This is a genomic window from Pseudoalteromonas sp. NC201 (genome assembly GCF_002850255.1).
Lineage (GTDB): Bacteria > Pseudomonadota > Gammaproteobacteria > Enterobacterales > Alteromonadaceae > Pseudoalteromonas.
Genome location: NZ_CP022522.1, coordinates 3,415,169 through 3,439,379 on the forward strand (window position 1 = coordinate 3,415,169; position 24,211 = coordinate 3,439,379).

A 24,211-nucleotide genomic window follows, 5' to 3' on the forward strand; every position below is an offset into this window, starting at 1 on the left:
AATCCAAGGGGTTTACCATGGCAAAAATTTCCGTCTCAACACTTGCCAAAATGAAGCGTGAAGGAACAAAAATAACAGCCCTCACCGCATACGATGCAAGTTTTGCAAAGTTATTTCACGACAATGGCGTAGATGTCATCTTAGTGGGTGATTCTCTGGGTATGGTTTTACAAGGTGGTGAAGACACTTTAGCCGTTACCACGGATGACATTGCCTATCACACCCGTTGTGTCAGAGCTGGTAGTAAAGAGCTATTCGTTATCGCCGATATGCCTTTTATGAGCTATTCAGATCCGCAGTCAGCCTGTCAGAATGCAGCTACCTTGATGCGCTCTGGTGCTAATATGGTTAAGCTTGAAGGTGGTGAATGGCTTTACGACAGCATTGCACTGCTTACTCAGCAAGGGATCCCAGTTTGTGGTCATTTAGGTTTAACCCCACAATCAGTGCACGTGTTTGGCGGCTTTAAAATTCAAGGTCGTGAAGAAGCACAAGCGCAAAAAATGATAGCCGATGCACAAGCGTTAGAACGTGCTGGTGCACAAATGATTGTGATTGAATGCGTGCCTTCAGCACTGGCTAAACGCATTACCGACGCAGTGACAATTCCAGTCATTGGTATTGGCGCGGGTAAAGACACCGATGGACAAATTTTGGTTATGCATGACTTGGTTGGTATTTCTGCAGGCTATATTCCTAAGTTTTCTAAGAACTTCCTGCTAGAAACTGGCAACATGCCAGATGCGGTGAAAAAGTTTTGTGCAGACGTGCAATCAGGTGAGTTCCCGGGGCCTGATCACGAATTTAATTAAATTTGCGATGAGCGATGCTTATCGCTGAGTCTGATCCAAGCGTTTTGTTTGGGTTGGTATTGTTATTATTGAGTTAGAGTACAACATGCAATCAGTTACTGAGATTAAATCGTTACGAAGCCAGATTAAAGCTTGGCGCCAACAAGGGTTGAGCATTGCCTTCGTACCAACGATGGGCAACCTTCACCGTGGTCATTTTTCCTTAGTAGAAAAAGCAAAAACCCTAGCGGATAAAGTCGTTGTCAGTATCTTTGTAAATCCAATGCAATTTGGTGCGAACGAAGACCTCGACAGCTATCCACGTACGCTTGAGCAAGACAAGCAAGGCCTTGCAGAACTAGAAACTGATATTGTGTTTACGCCTACCGTTGAGACCATATATCCTAACGGCCTAAATGCGCAAAGTTTTGTTGATGTACCAGGAGTATCAGAAGGACATTGTGGTGGCACACGCCCAGGACACTTTCGTGGCGTTGCAACGGTTGTCACTAAACTGTTTAACTTAGTACAACCTGATTTTGCCTGCTTTGGTGAAAAAGACTTTCAACAGTTACAGGTTATCAAAACAATGGTGAAAGACCTGTCTATGCCTGTTGAAGTGATTGGTGTTGCGACTCAAAGAGAAGTTTCTGGACTGGCGATGAGCTCACGTAATGGCTACCTCTCTGAATCAGAAAAAGATACTGCTAAAGTACTTTTTCAAGCACTAAAAGCAGCAGCTGGCGCTTTAGAAAACGGCGAAAAAGATTTTTCGAAGGTAACAAAAAATGCAACAGAAATGCTGCATAATGCAGGTTTAAAGTTGGATTATTTTAACATTTGTCAAAAAGATAGCTTGAAACCTGCTACACTCGAGGATAGTCAACTCGTCATTCTTGCCGCAGCTTTTCTCGGTAAAGTCAGACTGATTGATAATATTCAAGTCACAGTCTAAGGAATAATAATGAAAATTGCGTTCGCCTTGTTAGTACTTTCTACCACCCTACTGGGGTGTAGTAACTCTATCTCACCTGAGTTGAATCAATGTGCACAACAGAATTATCAATGCGAGCGCAACTGTGAGATGCAAAACACACCAGAGACAATGTCGTTACAGATATGCACTGATAAATGTATTGAGCAGTATAATGCCTGTAAAGTACAGGCTGAAAAAATTACCGAGAGCAAACGATAGTTTGCTCTTTTTTAGCAAAAAATCCCCTTTATTCTTTTAAATACAAATACCTTCTGACTCCAGCAGTTATTTTTTATTCACCTTTTTAGAATATTTTGCGATACAATAAACTGGTCTGATGAGATAGACATACAACACCAACTTAGCTGGCTTAAGGCTTGATTTACTAAACAATGCAGGTTGTAAGCACTAACTTTCCTTAATAACTTGTTATTTCTGGTTTTTATTCTAATCTCTAAGACAAAAGTAACACGACTGTTGAGCTCAGTATCAGTGCTTTTAATGCGTGTTACAGACACGACTCTTTGCAAAGAAAATGGGAATCAATATGAAAAAATCTGCAATTGCATTAGCGATAGCGCTTGGGACAGTGAGTTTTCAAAGTGCCGCTGAGATCAGAATTAATGGTTTTGCTTCCATTATTGGTGGTCAAACGCTAGATAGTGACGACACACTATATGGCTATGATAATGATTTTGATATGGAAAATCGTAGCTTATTTGCTTTACAGCTGTCCGCCGATCTACAAGAAAGTCTAACTGCCACAGCACAGATCGTAGGTCGTGGCCAGAATGACTTTGATGCCGAGTTTGAATGGGCATACTTAACTTATGCGATTTCAGATTCTTCGCAGATAAGCGCAGGTAAAATGCGTATACCATTCTATCGCTATTCTGACTTTTTAGATGTGGGCTATGCATACCGCTGGGTTAAACCACCTCAATCTGTATATAACCTAAGCTTTAGCACCTATAACGGATTGAGTTATATCCATAACTCGACATTAGGGGAGTGGGAAAGCACTGTACAGCTAGCTTTAGGCAGCGTAGATGACGACATTGTTGCTATTACCTACTCAGATGAAGCTGAGTTAAATAACACGGTAGGTATTAACTGGACACTAAGCAGAGATTGGTTCAGTGCGCGTGCGGCCTACTTTGCTACCGAAGCGAGCATTAGCGCAGCTAATAGCCCTGAACTATCGGGATTATTGGCAGGGTTAACTGGCTACGGGCTAACGCAACAAGCGGATGATATTGCTGTCGATAAAGATGATGCTTACTTTGCCGCGATTGGTATTGCTATCGACTACAACGATATCTTGTTCGATGCAGAATACACTCAGTTTGAAGTGGATAACAGCATACTTGCTAAACAACAGCAGTATTACGCTTCCCTCGGTTACCGTATTGATGCATGGACAGTCCACCTAACCTACGAACACAATGAAGATAAGAATGACAACGACGAGTTTAACTCTGTCCCACTCACCATCACCGCTCCAAATGGTGTAACCATTCCTGTCACGACCGATCCAACCAATCCAAATGCACCTTATTTAAGAACACTTGTTAATGGTGCGCTTGCAGGCGCTCGTGCAGAATCAGAAACGTGGAGTATTGGTGCACGTTATGACTTCCATCCGTCAGCAGCATTCAAGATTGAACTAAACCAATTCGATAACACGCTAACAGATCAAAAAGTTGAACTGTTGAGCTTCGGTATCGATTTAGTATTCTAACGGAGGTTAATATGATTAAAAAAATAATGACCTTAGGGCTACTATTAGCCAGTCAGGCAGTTTTAGCAGATGTTGCTGTTATCGTGAACTCAGCAAATGCATCTACTGTAGATGATGGTACTATCAAAAAATTATTCCTTGGCAAAAGCAAATCATTTGCCGATGGTAGTAGTGCGACCCCTGTGAATCAGGATGGTAACGCGGTATTTGACGAGTTTAACGACAAAGTGATTGGTAAATCTAGCTCTCAGCTAAATGCCCATTGGTCTAAATTAGTATTCACCGGTAAGGGAACACCTCCGAAGAAGCTAGATAGCGATCAAGCGGTAATCGATTTTGTTTCGAGCAATGCAGACGCAATTGGTTATATTGATGCAACTAAAGTAACCGGTGCCGTCAAAGTGATTGGTAAATACTAGGGCCTGTTGACCTTTGCTGTTTGATTTTTGTTCTTCTGAGTGGGTTTTGGTCGCGACGCTCGACTTGCCGCCTAGTGATCTAGGCAAAAGTTGAGCAACAATGAACAAAGCGCACTCAGGTGAACCCAAAGGGCAGCGCTTGATTGGCATTTCTACTGTGTTCTCGCCTGACTCACATAGAATGACTATGCTACGCAGGCTCTGCCTTGTATAAATACCAATCAAACTGCTGCAAAAGCAAACTTGAAAGATAAACAGGCCCTAATATTCCTCATCAAATAAAAACAGCCACTTAATGTGGCTGTTTTTATTTATCGTTTAAAAATTAAAGCATTAGACTCTAAATTTTGAGGTTGCATCTTTCAAGTTGTCGGACAATACATGGAGATTCTCAGCAACGTCTTGTACTTCATTCAACGCTTGCATTGTGTCTTGGAAAGACTGGTGCATAGATGTCACATTGTTTACTACCATAGCGGCTACCGAGGTCTGCTCCTCCGTTGCCGCAGCAATTTGGCCATTCATGCTATTAATTGACAAGATTTGTGCTGCTATCTGCTCAATCGACTGCCCAGTTTGTGCAGCAGCTTCAGCATTATTAATTGCCATACTGCTTGCACTTGTCATTGCTTTCACCGCTTGATTTGCTGCTTCTGTTAGCACATTTAAAAGTTCTCTTATCTCATTGGTCGACTTTGCTGTTCTTGAGGCTAATTCGCGGACTTCATCAGCAACCACCGCAAAACCTCGACCTTGCTCACCTGCACGAGCCGCCTCAATCGCAGCATTCAAGGCAAGTAAATTGGTTTGCTCTGCAATCGATGTGATCACATTTAAGATTTGCGTCACGTTCTGTGTATCATCAGCTAGCTTATTGATCGTCTCTGCTGCGTGATTAATTTCTTCACTTAACGCTTGTGATTCGTTAACTGACACCTGAATTTGGCGCTTACTCTGCTCAACTTCTTGTTCGGCCAGCTGAGCAGCATCAGAAGCTTGTGACGCTGAATGAGAGATATCACCCACACTTAAGCGCATTTCTTCCATAGATTGACGTACTACTTCCGCGTCATGCGTTTGTTGATTCGTTGCCCCCTCAGCTTTTTCCATCCCCTGAATAAGGCGACTTGAGTCTTTCATCAAAGGTTCGACGACACTCATCACCTCAACAACAGCCCCTTTTAGTAACCCGACAAATTCATTAAAGTTTATGGATACCTGGCCAATTTCATCGTGAGAGCGCACATTGAGCGTGGTGGACAAAGAACCCTGCCCTTGCGCTAATAGTTTCAGATTTTGCGCCGCATCCTTAGCCGAGTTGCCTATACCTCTTGCGATCATAACCGCTAAGAAAACCAGCACAAGTAAAGAAATAACGGCCACAATCAACATTATCGTGAGCGCGTTTGCTGAGCGCTCTTCGGTATTTTGAAGTAATTCAACAAAACGATCATTCGCGTTCGTTTTAGCCTTGGTAAAATCTGCGACTAAGCCTTCGTAGATTTCAGTTTTCTTTTTGGCATCTTCTTGGATACGAGAAAAATCAGCTGTACCATCTATCATTCCTCCAGCAATTTGCTGCGCAATTTTGCCGTACTGCGTAAGTTCATCGCTATTATCTGAGGGCATAAAGCCACTTTGTACCGACTCAATTTTTTGCAAGTTAGCTTGGATTTGCTGTTGATATTCTTTTGCTTTATCTAATAATTCAGCATCCCCGAAGGTTACAGCTTGAGTGAATAGCTCATCTAAATTCTGCAGCTTATTTGCGTTTTCTGTGGCGAGGTTAAGAATTTTGTATGTCTGCTCCTCTAATTCATTTAAGGCCCTTTGGTTAGAACTAATAGCGTTGTAATTAACAAACACGATAACCACAAAAGCGACAACCGCAACGAGCGTAATTGCGTGGATCTTTTTGGTGATACTAAGATCAGCAAAAGCAGTACCTAGACTCATATATACACCTTTTGAAGTAAGACGAGTTCATTATCGACTGATTTATTATAAATTTTAACTAAATATAGAATATTTCCAGCTTTTTTGCCGCCTGAGGATGAAGATTTAAACAAATTATTCAATCTGGGAACATATAAGTGTGAAAATAAAAAATGCCGCTCAATGAGCGGCATCAATAACAACAAGTAATTAGCGGGTTGAGTAATTGATTAAAGTAAACCTAACTTTTTCAATTCACGTGTCGCCATTTCGCTAGAAAGAGGAACGTAACCATCTTTCTCAACAATCTTTTGACCTTCTTTAGACAATACCATCTTCAAGAATTCAGCCTCGATAGGTGCTAATTCTTTATTAGGGTGCTTGTTCACATATAGATATAGGAAGCGAGACAGTGGGTATTTGCCCTGTGCCACATTTTCTAATGTTGCATCAACGTAGTTCGTGCCTTTTTTCGCTAATGGTACGGTACGTACGCCTGACGTTTTATAACCGATACCAGAATAACCAATCGCATTCACTGAAGACGAGATAGACTGTACTACAGACGCAGAACCTGGCTGCTCGTTAACATTATTGCGGAAGTCACCTTTACACAGTGCTTTTTTCTTGAAGTAACCATAAGTACCAGATACTGAGTTACGACCATAAAGCTGAATATCTTTTGCTGCCCAATCACCCGTTAGACCAACATCACTCCAGCGATTTGCCTGTGCTGCCGAACCACACTTGCGCGTTGAAGAGAAGATTGAATCAACCTGTTCAATTGTTAAGCCTTCAATTGGGTTATCTTTGTGTACAAATACTGCGAGCGCATCAATTGCTACGCGGATTTCTGTTGGCTTATAACCATAACGCTTTTCAAAAGCTTCGATTTCTTTTGATTTCATCTTACGGCTCATTGGGCCGAAGTTTGCCGTTGCTTCCGTTAGTGCAGGTGGCGCAGTAGAAGAACCAGCAGCTTGGATTTGGATATTTACGTTAGGGTAAATTCTTTTATATTCTTCTGCCCAAAACGTCATCATGTTGGCAAGCGTATCAGAACCTACAGAAGAGAAGTTTCCTGAGATACCGCTGGTTTTATTATACTCTGGTAACTTTTCGTCTAAAGCAGATACTTGAGTAGAAACTAATGTAGTAATAGCCACACCCATTGCGGCAACTAAGCTTTTAAATTTCATTGGGGTCACTCCAGTTGTTGGTCCCAGTTATTTTACGCAGCTCATTGTGCAGCGATAAAATGACAATAAAATTACTCTTAAATTACACTTTTATGACTTTCATCATTTGTCATAAAAATTCGCTTTTGTTTGGGGAAAGTAAACCAAAAGCGAGAGCCTTCACCCACTTTGCTTTCAATATGTAAAGCTGAGTCATGACGAGATAACACATGTTTAGTAATTGCTAAACCAAGACCCGAACCGCCTGTTTTTCGGCTTCGTGCTTTATCCACACGGTAAAAACGTTCAGTTAGTCGGTTAATGTGTTCAGGCGCAATACCATCACCATTATCGACGACACTAAACGTCGGCAAGTCGTTTTCTAAATACCAATGTACACGAATGTGCCCACCGGGTTTGGTGTAATGAATAGCATTAAAAATTAAATTTGAGTAAGCACTGCGTAACTCATCCCCAGCCCCTTTGATATCCAAAGTCGGATCAATATCAAAAACGAGCTCATGGCCCTTTTCCTGATTAAGTGACTTCGCTTCGGTATGAATAAGATCAAGCATGGCAGGAATATTCACGGCTTTGTCATTGTCTTGCTTTCTCGCCCCTTCGATTCGAGACAAGGAAAGAAGTTGATTTACCAGACTATCCATCCGTTTACACTGATCTATCATAGTGCCATGTGCTTTAGCCCACATCGCGGGGGGTGGCATATTATCGCTATCCATCATCTCTAGATAGCCAGCCATGACGGTTAGCGGCGTCCTTAGCTCATGAGATACATTTGCGACAAAGTCTTTGCGCATTTGCTCTAATTGCTTTAGTCGGCTGACATCACGCGCCACTAGCATAAGCTGCTCGGCATAAGGCATGACTCGTATTTCCAACACTTGCTCATGTGCAAGTCCGGTCTCAAGCTCTAATGCTTCATCAAAGCGATGTTCATGCATGTATTTTACAAATTTAGGATCTCGGATAAGGTTATCCAATCTTTGACCATGATCTGTAGGCCATTGCAAACCTAACACTTTCAAAGCTAATTGGTTACACCACACAATACTGAGATCTTGTTGCAGTACAACGACCGCGTCTGGGATAGCTTCAGCCCCCTCACGAAAGCGTCGGATCAGTTCCGCGAGCTCATTACGCTTTTTACGATTACGTTGCTGAAGCTGATAGATCCCTTCAAACACTTGCTCCCAAGCGCCCTTACCTTCAGGTGGATTAAAACTACGTTGGTTGAGCAGCCAGTCGCTCAAACGATAGAGTTGTTTGTAATGCCAAACTAATAAGACGAAAGCACCTATGAAAAGAAACAGAAAAGGTGCACTGACTAAATAGCCAATTAAGGCTAGTGGTAGGAAATACAAAAACAGGCGCCTCGTTAACGCCTGTTTATCAATCACTCGATACATAGACTAAATCCATTTAGGAACCAAATAATTCAGTTCCTCTTGGAATACTAATTACAGTTTACTCGAAAAGCGGTAACCTGCACCACGTACGGTTTGCACTAAGCGATCGTGGCCAAGCGGTGCGATAGCTTTACGTAAGCGACGAATATGAACGTCTACAGTGCGATCTTCAACGTACACGTTAGTGCCCCATACGTGATCTAACAGCTGTTCACGGCTATAAACACGTTCAGGGTGTGTCATGAAGAAATGTAATAAACGAAACTCTGTCGGCCCCATATCTAACTCAGTGCCCGCAGATGTCACTCGGTGAGAAATAGGGTCTAAACGTAATCCGTGAACTTCTATCGCTTCTTCTAGCGACGTCGGTGAAACTCGACGCATTACCGCTTTAATACGAGCCATTAGCTCTTTAGGAGAGAAAGGCTTTGTCACATAATCATCCGCACCAACCTCTAATCCTTTAACTTTGTCTTCCTCTTCACCTCTTGCCGTTAGCATGATGATTGGGATCTGACGGGTATATTCACTTTGCTTAAACTTTTTAGCAATTTGAATACCACTGCCTCCTGGCAGCATCCAGTCTAGTAGCACCATATCTGGATAAGGTTCTACCATAGCAGCAACTGCTGAATCATAGTCTTCCGCTTCAATTGCTTGAAAACCATTTTGCTCTAGTACGAACACCAACATTTCTCTGATAGGTGCTTCATCATCAACTACAAGTACTTTACGTGACATTCCCAATGTTCTCTCGTTACCGACGTTGTTGATGTCATTATTATGACTAACTGTGACATTTTTATGAAAGTGTAACGTGTAAACGCAAAACAAGCCAAAAAAATCTCTTTTTTGGCTACAAAGGGAATACCTTATTTATTTGTAATAATATGATTTTAAATATATTTTATACTAAAATATTGGTCTCAAAATAGTGTTTTCGAAATATGGACTACGATCTCCAAACCATACTACAAAAACTACGCTGCAATTCACCGCAAAATCAGCATGCTTTTTGTAAATAGCCTTACGCCTTTGTAAATTAAAAGTCATATCTCAATGTGACCGCCATCGTGTTGTGATCTTCGCTGTTATCCAAAGAAAATTTCGAATACCAAAGATACATACGAGCTTGTTTACTTAGACTTTTTTCCACACCTACTGAGGCTGCATTGCCAGAGTCTTTCAGCTTACCTGCAGCCCCATCCGAATCTTGATATTGAGCCAGTAAGGTATATGACTCAATCTGGTAAGCAGCACTCACCATGAAGCTATCTACTTCTTCATCACTATCAATCGCTTCATTTTGTTGATACATACCGCCGAGTTTAAAGTCCCCTAGTTTTCCTTGTACCGTCACGCGATTAATGTCTTGTCCCGCAACTTTATTGTCGTGGGCAACAGCAACATATACATTGGTTTTTTTGAGTTTGCTATCACCGTAACTTGCCGACAAAGATAAGCCATCTTCACCGTTTTGTTTGCTGTTGTCTTCGGCAATATAACTCACTGTAAACTGCAAATGATTAATAGCCGGAGTTGTATATTGCACGGTGTCACCAAGGCGATTTTCACCAACAAAGAACGAATTAATATCACCAGAAAAGTCATTCATTAAGTCCACTTTGCCTTGCGACTTTTTCATCGGTGTATCATCACGGCCGATCAGGAGCTGACCATAGCTCCCTTTAACCCCAAGATACTGAGAGCGTGCTGTAAGGTTATCACCTGACTTACCATCTTTGTCTTGATCTGTGATCTCAACTTGGAATTCATATTTATAAAAGACCTCAAGCCCATCCTGCAGCTTTGTCGATCCCTTTAACCCCATGCGAGAGTTATAACTCTCAATTGAAGTATCGCTATCACCGTCTTTATCAGAGTTTTGCACCCCGACATGAGCTCTACCGTATAGAGATACAGCTTCGTTTGCATAACTACAAACACTCATAGAGCAAAGGCTTAGAGCAACAAATGGTAGGTATTTCATTTTCATCTTTGATCACCTTGGATAGTATTTGGGCGCAGTACAACAAGGTTTGAGATGCCGAAGCCAGACAGAGAGGACGTAGCGAACAGATCTCGTATTGTTAAAGTTAGACACTTTTAGCTGGAGATCAAGAAACTGACTCCGGGATCAGTATTTTATTAACTGCTAGAGATCATCTATAGTCAGGATCAGATTTTTACCAACAAGATCGTCCCCAAGATCATTTTCTTACTAACCTCTTACTACTTAACGCTGGATCACGTTGGTATAAAAATGATCTAAGCGAGGCTAACTTATTGATCTGAGGTTTTGAAATATATCTACTTAGTTAAACAATGATCTTTGTTAGTAAAGATCTGATCCCTATTTACCTCGCTAGTAAAATGGCGATCCAAGTGTATTTTCACCTTGCAAGCCCTATTAAACATTGGCTTTCAATCAAGGATCAGATACAAAAAAGCCTCTATTTCAGAGGCTTTTTGAAGTATCAGAGTGCGATGCACAATTTTACTTAGTCAAATTTTGATCCGTAAGTTATTTCACTTTAGGATCTAACTCACCAGTTAGATATCTCAAGTGCATATCATCAAGTGAAATTGGCTTGATCTTAGCAGCTTGACCAGCTGTACCAAACGCTTCGTAGCGCGCAACACAGATCTCAGTCATCGCTTTCGTCGCTTCCGCTAAGAATTTGCGAGGATCGAAATTGCTTGGGTTTTGCGCAAGGTGGCGACGAATAGCACCTGTTGATGCTAAACGTAGATCAGTATCAATATTAACTTTACGAACACCGAATTTAATACCTTCAACAATTTGCTCGACCGGTACACCGTAAGTCTCAGGGATTTCGCCACCAAACTCATTGATGATTGCTAACCAATCCTGCGGTACTGAAGACGAACCATGCATTACTAAGTGAGTATCAGGAATACGAGCGTGGATTTCTTTGATGCGGTTAATTGCTAAGATATCGCCCGTTGGTGGACGAGTAAATTTATAAGCACCGTGTGATGTACCGCATGCAATAGCAAGCGCATCTACATTGGTTTTCTTGACGAAGTCTGCAGCTTCTTCAGGATCTGTCAGTAGCTGATCTTCTGTTAATTTACCTTCAGCGCCAATACCGTCTTCTTCACCAGCTTCACCGGTTTCAAGAGAACCAAGTACACCTAACTCGCCCTCAACAGACACGCCACAAGCGTGCGCCATTTCAACAGTACGACGAGTAACGTCCACATTATACTCGTAGCTTGAAGGCGTTTTACCGTCTTCCATTAGAGAGCCGTCCATCATGACTGATGAGAAACCAAGTTGAATTGAGCGCTGGCATACAGCAGGTGAAGTACCATGATCTTGGTGCATTACAACTGGAATATGAGGCCATTCTTCTACAGCCGCTAAAATCATGTGGCGGATAAATGGTGCACCAGCATATTTGCGTGCACCAGCAGAACCTTGCACGATAACCGGACTATTTGTCTTGTCCGCAGCTTCCATAATCGCACGCATTTGCTCTTGGTTATTCACGTTGAATGCCGGAACGCCATAACCATGCTCAGCTGCATGATCGAGAAGTTGACGCATACTGATTAAAGCCATATTGCTTTTCTCCAATTGTTGATAGTCACCGCTATCGGTTTGAACGGATAATATGTTTACACCAGCCAACGCTGATGAAGTTAACCACTTTATTTGTTGGCTAACCGGACGCTACGCGTCGTCAAGCAAACATCAAGTATGTGAGAGAGTGATGTTTACCTGATATTAAGAGGCAGCTTAACGCTACCTCAATCAATTTTAGTCTCTAGCTCGCTGCTCAAGCATGGCGACCGCAGGAAGCGTTTTACCCTCAAGAAATTCAAGGAAAGCACCGCCACCAGTAGAAATATAAGAGATATCTTGCTCAACACCATACTTATCGATAGCAGCTAACGTATCGCCACCACCAGCAATTGAGAATGCTGACGACTTAGCGATAGCATTGGCAATCGCTTCAGTACCATTACCAAATTGATCAAATTCAAATACACCCACTGGGCCATTCCAAACCACAGTGCCAGCATTTGCAATGATCTCGGCAAGTTGAGTTGCAGTATCAGGACCGATGTCGAAGATCATGTCTTCGTCTGAAACTTCGCTCGCATCTTTAATGGTAGCAACTGCAGATTCTGAAAACTCATTACCGACAACCACATCAGTCGGAACAGGAATATCACCGTCATTCGCTCTGGCAGCAGCCACTAGCTTGTTCGCTTCAGGGATCAAGTCCGCTTCGTACAGCGACTTACCAACAGGGTTACCCGCTGCAGCAATGAAAGTATTCGCGATACCACCACCAGTAACGAGTTGGTCAACAACCTTAGACAATGAATCAAGCACGGTTAGTTTGGTTGATACTTTAGAGCCGCCAACGATAGCCACCAAAGGACGAGCTGGATTATCTAGTGCTTTGCCAAGCGCGTCGAGTTCTGCCGCAAGCAATGGACCTGCACAAGCCACCTCAGCGTACAAGCCAACACCATGTGTTGAAGCCTGTGCGCGGTGCGCAGTACCAAAGGCATCCATCACGTAGACATCACAAAGCGCTGCTAGTTTTTTCGCAAGTACTTCATCGTCTTTCTTCTCGCCAACGTTAAAACGCACGTTTTCGAATACGATAACTTCATTGTCTTGTACATCCACGCCGTCAAGATAGTCAGTCACTAAACGTACATCTTGAGATAACGCATCATTAAGATAATCCACAACCGGCTGCATGGAGTATTGTGCATCATATTCTCCCTCGGTTGGACGACCAAGGTGAGACATCACCATCACTTTAGCACCTTTTTCTAGCGCTAATTTGATACTAGGTAGTGCAGCACGGATCCGCGCGTCCGACGCGACTTTGCCATCTTTAATTGGCACATTTAGGTCTTCGCGGATCAACACACGCTTGCCGTTTAAATCTAAATCCGCCATCTTAATGACTGACATTGGACATCTCCTTAAAGAACGATACATTTTGTTATCTACAAGGCAGCAATCGTTTGCTACCTCGGTTTGAATTATTGTTTTAATTTTGTGCAGACAATTTGATTATAACAGCGTCTGAAACAAATGATTAGCCACGCATCATCACGCAAGCGGTATCAAGCATACGATTAGCAAAACCCCACTCGTTATCACACCAAACTAGCAGCTTAACCAAGCGCTTGTGACTCACTCGAGTTTGCGTACCATCTATAATACAAGAATGTGGATCGTGATTAAAATCAACCGATACTAGCGGCTCTTCAGTGTAGCTCAATACCCCTTCTAAACGACCACCAGCGGCCTGCTTTAGAACCGAGTTTACCGCATCAATTGTGACATTTTCATTGAGCGTAACGCTCAGATCCATCGCCGTAACATTGATTGTTGGCACCCGTACCGCGATCGCTTCAAAACGACCTTGAAACTTAGGTAAAATACGCTCAATACCGCGAGCCAGCTTAGTATCAACAGGAATGATGGATTGGCTTGCCGCACGCGTACGCCGCAAATCACTGTGATAAGCATCAATCACTTGTTGATCATGCATAGAGGCGTGAATAGTCGTAATAGCACCGGACTCAACACCAAACTTATCGTCTAGCACTTTAATTACCGGAACAATACAGTTTGTTGTACATGAGCCGTTAGACACAATGGTGTGCTCAGGTAACAGTATTTCTTCGTTGATACCGAAGATCACCGTCGCATCAACATCAGCATCCGCAGGATGTGAAAATAATACTTTCTTTGCCCCAGCCTGAATATGCGCAAGTGCGTGCTGACGAGAATGATAGACGCCAGTGCAATCGAGCACCACATCAACATCCAGCGCGCGCCAAGGCAGGTGACTTGGATCTGGCTCTGAAAATAACTGGATCTTATCCTCAGCTACTTCCAAAAAAGATTCTGTTAACGAAACTGGAAAAGCAAAACGCCCATGTGAGGTATCGTATTTTAGAAGATGCGCGATCCCTTTAGGATCCGCCAACTCATTGATGGCTACAATTTGTATTTCGTGGTGACGACCCGACTCATAGAGTGCTCTTACGATATTACGCCCTATTCGACCAAAGCCATTAATTGCAAGCTTGATTGTCATTAAATTGAAAATCCATGAAGTCGCAAGTACGAAAGTTCCCCTTCGTTTTGATGGCGCTATTGTAATCGACCTGAGTGAAATGTGTAAGGGGCTAGGGCAATTTTTTAACTCAAGTTAAATCCGCAATTTTACATTTACCACCAGCACAAATGGCCTGAGATTGCGCCAACAGTAGCTCCGCTGTCGCTAAAGCATCGCTAAGCGCATCATGCAATTGATGAGGAGGTAAACCATAACGCATTCTACAAGCGTTTAGTGTTAATGCATCTTGCGCCAACGGATAGCCTTGCTTTAACACGCGACGCTTATCTATCTGCATGGTATCTAACAGCAAGGCAGGTCTTACGTTTAGCTCAAAGCGCTGAAATGCCGCCTTAAGAAACGCCCAATCCATCTGTACGTTATGACATACCAACACTTTACCGTGGAGCGCATGCTGAAGCGCTAGCAGCAGAGTTTGTAAGGACTCACCTTCAGCCAATCTGCTACTATCAATACCGTGGAAAACTGGACTTTGTGCAAGCGTTCTCACTTCACTGTTCAAATGATACTGCGCATCTTTCACTTGGATCCGCATATTTTTAATTGGCAACCAACCAGCCGACACAATTTCATGGCGCTTAGGGTCAAGACCTGTGAGCTCAAGGTCAAGCACCACCAACTCGGCTTGCGCAAACGGCAGATGTTTATAGCGCCACTTAGCAACTGAGTGAGAAAACCAGTTCATTGCTTATAAACTCCCTCGAGCAAACTTAAACGCACTCGCCTGCTGTGCTTGTTTGACTAAATAAAATGCTTCTTTGAGTTGATGGCGTTCAAGAGAGGAGAGATTTTCTGGGTTTATACAATTACCTGGTAATCCTTCACGGTTGATTTGAGTCTTTAACCGCAATTGTGTTAAGAATCGCCAACAGTCTTTTAGATTGTCGATATCCGACTTAGCAAGTAATGGGCTTTTAGTCAGCGCCTCTAGGCGCTCTAAGGTGTTAGCTCTTGCAACCCCAACCTTTAGCGCATACAACCTAACCACATCGTTGATAATGGCAACCCCACGCTTTTTCAGATCTAAATACTTATGTTTGCTCTTGTCTTTTTCCAGCTTAAATTGTTGAAAGATCCCGATCGGTACCGAGTTTGCGTTGATGTCTGTCGCCATCGCCGCATAAAACAACTCGTTTCGACTGATCTGATCCAAAGATTGGCGCAGGGTCGCATAGAGATCACTGGCGCCATCAATAAAACGCATATCAAAGTAGATCTTGCAATTAAGCATCGCTTTTGGCGTAGGAGACAAGATCCACTTGCTAAATTTGGCGGTCCACTGGGCAACTGTGCCACGGCAATCTGCATTACTAGCCATGATATTTCCCGGGCAAGATTGAATACCGCACTCGTTGAGTTGCTCACAGACAAACGCGCCTAAAGCAGCAAAGTAACGACGATCGTTTTCGCTGATATTATCTGGTAGCAACAAACCATTGTCTTGGTCTGAATGTAAGGTCTGCTCTTCTCGTGCCTGAGAGCCAAAACAGATCCACGCAAAACGGCATGGTGCAGCACCGTGCTGCTGTTGATATAAATAGATTAATCTTGATGTTAGCGCATCAGTGAGGCCACTTAATAGCTTGCCAATCAGTGAAATATCTTCGATATGATAGGAAAATTGACGCAATAGATCCGGGATCTCCTGAGCGCAGTTTTTGATAGCCAGAAGATTTTGCGCTTTATAGATTCTGCCAATAAGTTGCACCGGATCACTTTTTTGCTGTCTCAGCAGATCGGTGCTGGTCAGCATGCCCAATGGTTTATATGCTTCATTTAACACTGGCAAGTGATGAATATTGTGCTTAAGCATTAAATGCAGGGCCGAAAACACACGGTTGTTTTCGAAAATATGTTTTGGCTTTTCCGTCATGATCTCAGCAAGTGGAGCACTGGGATCTTTGTCTTGCGCTAGAACTCGATTGCGCAGATCTCTATCCGTCACAACGCCAACCAAACGCGCTTGCTCCGTGACCATAATTGATGAAACACGATGCTGGCTCATCAATTTGGCAGCGTCACGAATACTCGCTGTCGGCGCGATAGTAACCGCGTCTTTAGTCATTAGCTCAGATATTTTCCGCTCTGACCAAGTTTCGCTTTGCTGTTTATAACGAGAAGAAAGTAGTCGGTTAGCATGTGCTCTAACAAAGTATTGCTCAAAAGGTTTATATTCTCGGCGCAAAAAATCAAAGTTCTGCTCATTGAGAATATAAACCAAGCCATCTTTTTGAACTTCGATGCGATTTTGAATGGCATCACCGGTTAATAAAGAAGGATAACCAAAGTAATCTCCCTCACTCATACGACCAATGACTTCGTCTTTTGCAGAGATCAGATCAACCACACCTGAGCGCAGCAGATATAGATTTGGCTTGCCATCTTGAAGCCAATCTTGTTGATTCGTCTGGCTAAGATAAACAATTTCGATATGTTTTGAAAAGTAGCTGGCAGCCGCTTCGGGCAATTCAGAAAACGGGGCTTGTTTATAAACAAACTGAAAGACATCTTGAATTTCTGGCGTCATACCTAACTGTCCTTTTAATCGTCTACAATTTTGCACTATCAAAAACAAATTTGCCCAGCACGCTGGCTGGGCAAATTAGATTAGCATTGCTTAGTGTGCGTGAGCAGCGCTAGACCCTTTAGGGTTACGGATCCCATCAACCATCACTTTGACTTCTTCAGGTGTATCCGCAGTCACCTTCATAACCAGTGCAGCTACAACGAAGTTCACTAGCATACCTACAATACCGATCCCTTCAGGAGAAATCCCAAACAACCAGTTTGCAGGGGCATTTAGCTCAGGGCTAACAAACTTAAAGTAAATAATATAAGCCGCAGTGAAACCTATACCCGTTACCATGCCGGCAATCGCACCTTCTTTATTCATTCGCTTAGAGAATATCCCCATGATAATTGCAGGGAAGAAACTCGCCGCAGCCAACCCGAAGGCAAATGCAACCACCGAGGCAACAAACCCTGGCGGATTTATACCAAAATATGCTGAGATCCCAATCGCTACCATCGCTGCTAAACGCGCGGCTAGCAGTTCTTGTTTATCGTTGATATCCGGCTTAATGGTACGCTTCAACAAGTCATGTGATACCGATGTTGAAATAACCAGTAGCAAACCAGCGGTTGTCGATAGCGCTGCTGCAATACCACCTGCAGCGACCAATGCAATCACCCACGCAGGCAGATTTGCAATTTCTGGATTCGCCAATACCATAATATCGCGGTCAATCTTCACTTCGTTTGCACTGGCAGGATCGTCAATCTTACCTGCAGAGTACTGCATTTTGCCATCACCATTCTTATCATTGAATACGATAAGGCCCGTCCTTTCCCAGTTTTTCACCCACTGTGGTGCTTCTTCATATACCGTGCCACTACCATCTTTACCGTTGATAGTATCGATCATGTTTACACGAGCGAACGACGCAACAGCGGGTGCAGTTGTATATACGATAGCGATAAACACTAAGGTCCAAGCGGCTGAAATACGAGTGTCTTTTACTCTAGGAACGGTAAAAAAGCGAACAATTACATGTGGCAAACCAGCAGTACCAACCATAAGTGCAGCGGTAATAGCAAACACATCAACCATACTCTTAGAGCCTTCAGTGTACTGCGCAAAACCGAGCTCGGTACTAAGTCCATCTAGCTTGTCGAGTAGGTAGGTGCCCGAGCCATCAGCCAACGTAGCGCCAAAACCGGTTTGTGGAAGTAAATGGCCCGTCATCATCAGTGAGATGAAAATAGCAGGAACTAAATAAGCAAAGACAAGTACACAATATTGAGCGACCTGTGTATAAGTGATCCCCTTCATACCGCCAAGTACCGCGTAGAAGAATACAATCACCATACCGATGTAAACACCCGTTTCAATATCCACTTCGAGGAAACGAGAGAACACCACACCAACACCACGCATTTGACCGGCAATATAGGTAAAACAAATGAAGATAGCACACAGGATCGCAACCACACGTGCAACCTGAGAATAGTAACGATCACCAATAAAATCTGGTACCGTGAACTTACCAAATTTACGCAAATAAGGTGCTAAACACAGGGCAAGTAATACATAACCGCCGGTCCACCCCATGAGGTAAACACCGCCGTCGTAACCAGCGAAGGAAATAATCCCCGCCATTGAAATAAAGGACGCTGCACTCATCCAATCTGCAGCAGTTGCCATACCGTTTGCAACAGGAGGTACACCGCCGCCAGCAACATAGAATTCATTCGTGGACCCAGCTCTCGCCCAGATAGCGATACCGATATAGAGCGCAAAACTAAGGCCGACGATAATAAAAGTTAAAATTTGAACATCCATCGATTAGCTCCTCACTCATCCACGCCGTATTTTTTATCTAACGCATTCATTTTTGAAACGTAGACAAAAATTAACGCAACAAAAGTATAAATTGCGCCTTGCTGAGAAAACCAAAATCCGAGTTTAAATCCAAAAAAACGAACTTCGTTGAGCACATCAACTAACAGGATGCCGAATCCAAATGAAACGACAAACCAAATAGCGAGTAGCTTAAACATCAAGGCGAGATTTTCTGACCAATATGCTTTCGCTTGTTCTTCACTTTTAAAAGCCATTTTAAATCTCCTATCACCCGCTCCAACATGGAGCAAGTTGTGTTAATAGACCTTAATGAGAGTAGCAACGGCTTGGTAAGTTGAAATTGAGACCTTAGTCGTAACGGCAAATTAACGTTTACGTAAACTGCAGATGCATGGTGTTCATAAGAATTAAAAAGTCTTTATAAACAAAAAGATAAGTCAAAACAGGTTGGATAAAGATGTATTTTCAATGAGTGGATGCGACAGTAAGACATTAGTCTAACTTGAATGGTGAATGAACGTCTTTACTCACCAAAGAAAACTCTAACACTTTGATTTTAAATCACATGTAAAGCTCAAATTAAATTATAAGAGTAAACTAGACTATGGGTGCCATTTGTTTGCTAAAGTATGACAATATTAATACCCAAAAACTATAACAAACATTATGACTGCCATTTTACTCCTTGTTGCCGCTGCTTATATTGGTGTACTTTTTTGGCTCGCCAACTGGGGAGATAAAACCACCCCCCGCGCACTCAAAATTAGTCATCATCCGTTTGTTTATGCCTTTTCCTTAGGGATTTATTGTACCTCTTGGACTTATTACGGCTCGGTAGGTACTGCGGCCACCAGTAGCTGGCATTACTTCCCTATTCTTTTGGGGCCCATTTTACTGTTTTTGTTCGGTCAGGGGTTTTTGCGCAAACTCATATTGGTCAGTAAAAAGCAGAATATCACCACCATTGCAGACTTCATTTCGGCACGATACGGTAAACGCCAAACTACGGCCGTCATGGTAACGATGATAGCCCTATTGGCAACCATTCCATATATTGCACTCCAGCTCAAAGCCTTGAGTAGTAGCTTTTTGTTATTACAGCAGGATGAGCAAGTGTCTGGCACTGCGCTCGCATTAGCTGGCACCTTGATCATGGCATTATTTGCGATTTTCTTTGGCACCAGAAAGGTAGATGTGACTGAGTATCGCTCAGGGTTGATGTTGGCCGTTGCTTTTGAATCTATCGTTAAGTTACTCGCACTCGGTATTGTTGCCGTGCTTGCATGGCAATCTTTAGCTCAAGTTCCAGACTCATTTGAAGCATTGAGCGAACATTGGCAATCTTTTGACTTCTTTAACTTCAACTTCGTTGGACAAACGCTTATGGCAGCGGCTGCCATCGTCTGTTTGCCCCGACAATTTCATGTTGTGGTGGTAGATAACCACAATACTTCACACTTAAAAACCGCACGTTGGGCATTTACGCTTTACTTGTTATTGATAGCAGCCATGATCATCCCAATCGCTACCGCCGCTATCCACCCCGATATTGGCTATGGTGCGGCACCGGATAGTTTCGTACTCGCTTTACCTATCATGATGGAGCATCCGATCCTAGCTACATTTGTATTTATCGGCGGTTTATCTGCGGCAACGGCCATGATAGTCGTTGCGACTCTCACACTTAGTACCATGTTATCAAACGATGTGGTATTGCCTCTGTTGTTCAAGCGTAAATTTAAGAAGAACATTCTTAACAGCAGTTTTAAGAGTCAAATACTCTTAGTCCGACGCTTTGTTATCGCCGCAATCTTATTACTTTCATATATGTACCAGCAATGGTTTGGTCATGGTGAAGCACTCGCAAATATGGGGTTAGTTGCCTTCTCATTGGTGACTCAGCTATTGCCTGCAATTGTCGGTGGACTTTATTGGCGCAAAGGCCATGCGTATGGCGTATATGCGGGGCTCATCGCAGGTTTTATCTGCTGGATGCTATTTCTTATGTTTCCAATTCTGGAAGCTGGAGGATTACTTGATTACGAAATGCGCCAGACCCTTATCACCCGAGGAACTTTACTTGCACTGCTCGCCAACATTAGTTGCTATATTAGCTTTTCTATCGGCGCACAGGAGCGCCTAATCGACCGTATTCAGGCCGCAGCATTTGTAAATCCTAAAGATCAGGCAGCCCTCTCTAAACGCTTGAATAAACAAGTTCGCGCTACCGTGTATGACTTTAAAGTGCTGCTACAAACCTTCTTGGGCGTTCAGCGCAGTCAGCAACTGCTCGGGCACTATGCTCAAAATAATATTTTAGAAGATAATGACGCGTACCCAGCTCCTGAATTTATCTCATTCTGCGAGCGCGCACTCACGGGAGTGCTCGGTGCTTCATCAGCCCAAGCTCTGATCCGTACCGTGTCATCGGGTCGCCAAATGGCATTTGAAGAGGTGGTTAACTTTTTTGATGAAACCACACAAGCACTACAGTTCAACCAAAACCTACTTTATACCTCATTAGAAAATTTAAGCCATGGGATTTCGGTTGTTGATAAAGATCTAAAACTAGTTGCATGGAACAGGCGTTATCACGAGATGTTCGCCTACCCTGATGGTTTCTTAGAAGTAGGACAACCGATAGAAGAAGTGATCCGCTTTAACGCCGAGCGCGGTGAATGCGGACCTGGAGAAATTGATAAACACGTCGATAAACGAGTTCAACATCTGAAAAATGGCACTCCTCACCACTTTATTCGCCACCGCCGTAATGGCCAAGTATTTGAGATGACGGGAAACCCGCTTCCTGAAGGCGGGTTTGTGACGAGTTTTTCAGATATCACCACGCATATTGCGACGCAAAACGCACTGGAAGAAATCAATATGGATCTAGAGAACCGTATTGAAGCCAGAACCCAAGAGATCCGCACCATTAATATGGATCTTAAAGCGGAAATAGCCAATCGTCACGAAACAGAGCAGGCACTAATGGCCGCTAAAAAAGAAGCAGAACAAGCAAATGAGAGTAAAACCCGCTTCTTAGCGCTTGCCAGTCATGATATTTTGCAGCCACTCAATGCCGCACGCCTGTACTTAGCAGCAATTGATACCCACAATCTAATAAGTAAAGATCAGGGTAACTTTGAAAAACTCACCGATAGTCTAGACTCTACCGTGCACCTGATGAGCGCGCTTTTGGATATTGCAAAACTTGAGCAAGGTGCAATGAAGCCCACTCCTAGGCACTTCAACATTGACGATATCTTATTACCACTGGCAAATGAGTATGCCATCATTTCAAAAGAGAAAGGTCTCGAACTTAAGGTGAGAAGCTCCCACAGCATTGTACATAGCGACACCACTTACCTACGCCGGATCATTCAAAATCTAGTTTCCAATGCCGTTAAATATACCGAAAGTGGCAAAGTACTTATCGCCTGTCGATGCCGTAAACATAGTTTAAGGCTTGAAGTATGGGATACCGGTCCTGGTATTTCAAACCATGAGCAAAATAAGATATTTAACGATTTTTATCGTATTCAAGCGGGCGATAATAAAGGTATTGGGCTTGGGCTTGGTGTTGTAAAGCGTCTATGCGATCTCTTATCCATCACAATTTCAGTGAACTCGGTTGTCAATCAAGGCAGCCGCTTTGCCATAGACATACCCTATGGCAATGTGGATTTACTCCAAGTAAAAGAAGATATTAGCCAAAAACCGCAAAGCAAAACTCAACTTAATGTCATCGCGGTTGATGACGACCCGAAAAACCTAGAAGCCATGGCGAGCCTGCTAGATAAATGGCATTGCCACTATCAGCTGTTTTACAAAGTAGAGGACGCGCTTGCTTACGCAAAACACAATCCCGCACCAGATGTTATTTTAATGGATTACCAACTTAACGATAACTGTGATGGGATCTCTTTGATCAAATCGCTACGCATCGTATGGCAAAATACGGTTCCAGCTATTTTAATTACCGCCGTGAGGGATGAAGAAGTAAAAATCGCCGCTAAAAGTGAGCAGATCCATTACCTGTCTAAGCCAGTAAAGCCAGCAAAACTCAAAGCTCTGCTCAACCATGGACGGTGATCAAAAAAGCCTAAATAAACTTAGGCTTTAGTCTCGGATATCAAAGCTTTACCATTATTGTAAAGCTAAGCAAGAACTAGTGTGATGCCAGTGCCAGTAATTGATTTTCAGCTTCTACGAAGTCGCTAACTTGTTCGGCTGTATAAAAAATCTCTCCCTTCACAGTCATCACTAAACTAAACTGGCTCTTGTGCTGTGCAATAAACAACTCATCAACAGTCACATCCGAAATCTCTTCTATCAGTGGTCTTATCCCCTAAATTATCATTATTTGGACTGTCTGGAGATGAATCATCAGAGCCAGAACCTGCCAATAGCAAACCCAAGGCAATACAACTCAACGTAAATCTATTTTTCATGGATATCCCTCCTCGGTCCTTTAAAGTAACGCAACACGGTTCTTTACGTGCTTTCATTGCGATGCAGTTACACCTAAGTGATAGCTTCACTGTTGAACTATCTGACAAAAATCGTCTTAACGAAAAACCTGTGAGATTTTTTCTGCCAGCTAGAAATTAATTACATTTGATACCTATTTGTTGCTAGGATAATGAAGTAATAACAAGATAGGGAATGCGTATGGATATCATTGCACTGCTGGCCGATTGGCAAAGAGGCTGCAAAGAAAGTGAAAAAAAGCTTAAAGTCTTAGTTTATAACCACTTAAAAACCGTGTGTAGTTTGCACCTTGAAGCACATAAGAAACAAGTGGACGCGACATTCATCCTGAGCCATTTACCTAATACTACCTGCCTTTTGCACCAATCCTTAATGGAATTGATCCCTCCAAGCTATGGCATTGAGCATAAGACACACTTTAATCGCTACTTAAGCCTTTTTGTACGTAATATGCTACGAGATGAAATTCGCAAATTAAAAGCACAAAAGAGAACACCACCTACTTATTGGATTGAAGAAGCCACAGAGGCACCTCCTGATCAATATCTAGCACTAGATAGTGCCCTTTCACTACTTGCGAAACAACACCCAACAAAAGCAGATATTTTTTCACAGCATTATTTTTTGGGCCTCGAGCCTGAGCAATTGGCTCAACAACTTAATATTTCAACAGCGACTGTTTATAGAGAGCTCAAAGCCGCAAAAGCCTTTATCAGGGTAAATGCGTAAAATAATAAAGGAAGC

General features: G+C 42.9%; 21 protein-coding genes. 7 read left to right on the forward strand and 14 right to left on the reverse strand.

Going from position 1 to position 24,211, the window contains the following annotated elements; genetic code table 11:
• The first annotated feature begins 17 nt into the window (after positions 1-17).
• From panB to PNC201_RS14980, 5 genes are all read left to right on the forward strand, one after another.
• Complete coding sequence (panB, locus tag PNC201_RS14960) at positions 18-812, forward strand: 3-methyl-2-oxobutanoate hydroxymethyltransferase (RefSeq protein WP_102057507.1); 795 nt, start codon at positions 18-20, stop codon at positions 810-812.
• 85 nt (positions 813-897) lie between these two features.
• Positions 898-1,746: a pantoate--beta-alanine ligase gene (gene panC / locus PNC201_RS14965; protein WP_102057508.1), complete on the forward strand. Its 849-nt coding sequence runs from the start codon at positions 898-900 to the stop codon at positions 1,744-1,746.
• A gap of 9 nt (positions 1,747-1,755) precedes the next feature.
• The gene (locus PNC201_RS14970; RefSeq protein WP_010607566.1) at positions 1,756-1,986 is read left to right on the forward strand and encodes a hypothetical protein; all 231 of its coding nucleotides are present in this window, start codon (positions 1,756-1,758) and stop codon (positions 1,984-1,986) included.
• Between the two features lie 328 nt (positions 1,987-2,314).
• Positions 2,315-3,508, forward strand: coding sequence for a porin (locus PNC201_RS14975; protein WP_102057509.1), 1,194 nt, complete (start codon positions 2,315-2,317; stop codon positions 3,506-3,508).
• Positions 3,509-3,519: 11 nt separating this feature from the next.
• The gene (locus tag PNC201_RS14980) at positions 3,520-3,927 is read left to right on the forward strand and encodes a phosphate ABC transporter substrate-binding protein (RefSeq protein ID WP_102057510.1); all 408 of its coding nucleotides are present in this window, start codon (positions 3,520-3,522) and stop codon (positions 3,925-3,927) included.
• On the opposite strand, the gene PNC201_RS23730 is transcribed toward PNC201_RS14980, so the two are convergent.
• The 13 genes from PNC201_RS23730 to PNC201_RS15055 form a co-directional block, all read right to left on the reverse strand.
• The gene (locus tag PNC201_RS23730; protein ID WP_102057511.1) at positions 3,817-4,077 is read right to left on the reverse strand and encodes a hypothetical protein; all 261 of its coding nucleotides are present in this window, start codon (positions 4,075-4,077) and stop codon (positions 3,817-3,819) included. The genes PNC201_RS14980 and PNC201_RS23730 overlap by 111 nt on opposite strands.
• Positions 4,078-4,260: 183 nt before the next feature.
• Positions 4,261-5,883 (reverse strand): methyl-accepting chemotaxis protein, encoded by a 1,623-nt coding sequence (locus tag PNC201_RS14995; RefSeq protein ID WP_010607563.1) that lies wholly within the window; start codon positions 5,881-5,883, stop codon positions 4,261-4,263.
• Positions 5,884-6,092: 209 nt separating this feature from the next.
• Positions 6,093-7,061, reverse strand: coding sequence for a PstS family phosphate ABC transporter substrate-binding protein (locus PNC201_RS15000; RefSeq protein ID WP_017216573.1), 969 nt, complete (start codon positions 7,059-7,061; stop codon positions 6,093-6,095).
• Positions 7,062-7,138: 77 nt separating this feature from the next.
• The gene (gene phoR, locus PNC201_RS15005; protein WP_102057512.1) at positions 7,139-8,467 is read right to left on the reverse strand and encodes a phosphate regulon sensor histidine kinase PhoR; all 1,329 of its coding nucleotides are present in this window, start codon (positions 8,465-8,467) and stop codon (positions 7,139-7,141) included.
• 51 nt (positions 8,468-8,518) lie between these two features.
• Positions 8,519-9,208: a phosphate regulon transcriptional regulator PhoB gene (gene phoB / locus PNC201_RS15010; RefSeq protein WP_010378755.1), complete on the reverse strand. Its 690-nt coding sequence runs from the start codon at positions 9,206-9,208 to the stop codon at positions 8,519-8,521.
• 301 nt (positions 9,209-9,509) lie between these two features.
• Positions 9,510-10,463: a porin gene (locus PNC201_RS15015; protein WP_102057513.1), complete on the reverse strand. Its 954-nt coding sequence runs from the start codon at positions 10,461-10,463 to the stop codon at positions 9,510-9,512.
• Positions 10,464-10,991: 528 nt separating this feature from the next.
• A complete protein-coding gene (gene fba, locus PNC201_RS15025) occupies positions 10,992-12,056 on the reverse strand; it encodes a class II fructose-bisphosphate aldolase (protein WP_010607559.1) in 1,065 nt (354 codons plus the stop codon).
• A gap of 198 nt (positions 12,057-12,254) precedes the next feature.
• Entirely contained in the window at positions 12,255-13,433 is a 1,179-nt protein-coding gene (locus PNC201_RS15030; RefSeq protein ID WP_010607558.1) for a phosphoglycerate kinase, read from the reverse strand.
• Positions 13,434-13,560: 127 nt separating this feature from the next.
• Positions 13,561-14,571 (reverse strand): erythrose-4-phosphate dehydrogenase, encoded by a 1,011-nt coding sequence (epd, locus tag PNC201_RS15035; RefSeq protein ID WP_010607557.1) that lies wholly within the window; start codon positions 14,569-14,571, stop codon positions 13,561-13,563.
• 109 nt (positions 14,572-14,680) lie between these two features.
• A complete protein-coding gene (locus tag PNC201_RS15040; protein ID WP_102057514.1) occupies positions 14,681-15,298 on the reverse strand; it encodes a 3'-5' exonuclease in 618 nt (205 codons plus the stop codon).
• Between the two features lie 3 nt (positions 15,299-15,301).
• Positions 15,302-17,140, reverse strand: a complete 1,839-nt coding sequence (locus PNC201_RS15045) for a DUF294 nucleotidyltransferase-like domain-containing protein (RefSeq protein ID WP_102057515.1) — start codon at positions 17,138-17,140, stop codon at positions 15,302-15,304.
• A 90-nt stretch (positions 17,141-17,230) separates the two neighbouring features.
• Complete coding sequence (locus tag PNC201_RS15050; RefSeq protein WP_010607554.1) at positions 17,231-18,955, reverse strand: sodium:solute symporter family protein; 1,725 nt, start codon at positions 18,953-18,955, stop codon at positions 17,231-17,233.
• A gap of 11 nt (positions 18,956-18,966) precedes the next feature.
• Complete coding sequence (locus tag PNC201_RS15055) at positions 18,967-19,230, reverse strand: DUF4212 domain-containing protein (protein WP_010607553.1); 264 nt, start codon at positions 19,228-19,230, stop codon at positions 18,967-18,969.
• A gap of 412 nt (positions 19,231-19,642) precedes the next feature.
• On the opposite strand from PNC201_RS15055, the gene PNC201_RS15060 reads away from it, so the two are divergent.
• Entirely contained in the window at positions 19,643-23,068 is a 3,426-nt protein-coding gene (locus PNC201_RS15060; RefSeq protein WP_102057516.1) for a PAS domain-containing hybrid sensor histidine kinase/response regulator, read from the forward strand.
• 76 nt (positions 23,069-23,144) lie between these two features.
• Here the strand turns inward: PNC201_RS15060 and PNC201_RS23290 are convergent, their stop codons facing one another.
• Entirely contained in the window at positions 23,145-23,291 is a 147-nt protein-coding gene (locus PNC201_RS23290) for a hypothetical protein (protein ID WP_158299130.1), read from the reverse strand.
• A 356-nt stretch (positions 23,292-23,647) separates the two neighbouring features.
• Between PNC201_RS23290 and PNC201_RS15065 the strand changes: the two genes are divergently transcribed.
• On the forward strand, positions 23,648-24,196 hold the full coding sequence (locus tag PNC201_RS15065; protein ID WP_102057517.1) for an ECF-type sigma factor: 549 nt from the start codon (positions 23,648-23,650) through the stop codon (positions 24,194-24,196).
• Positions 24,197-24,211 lie beyond the last annotated feature (15 nt).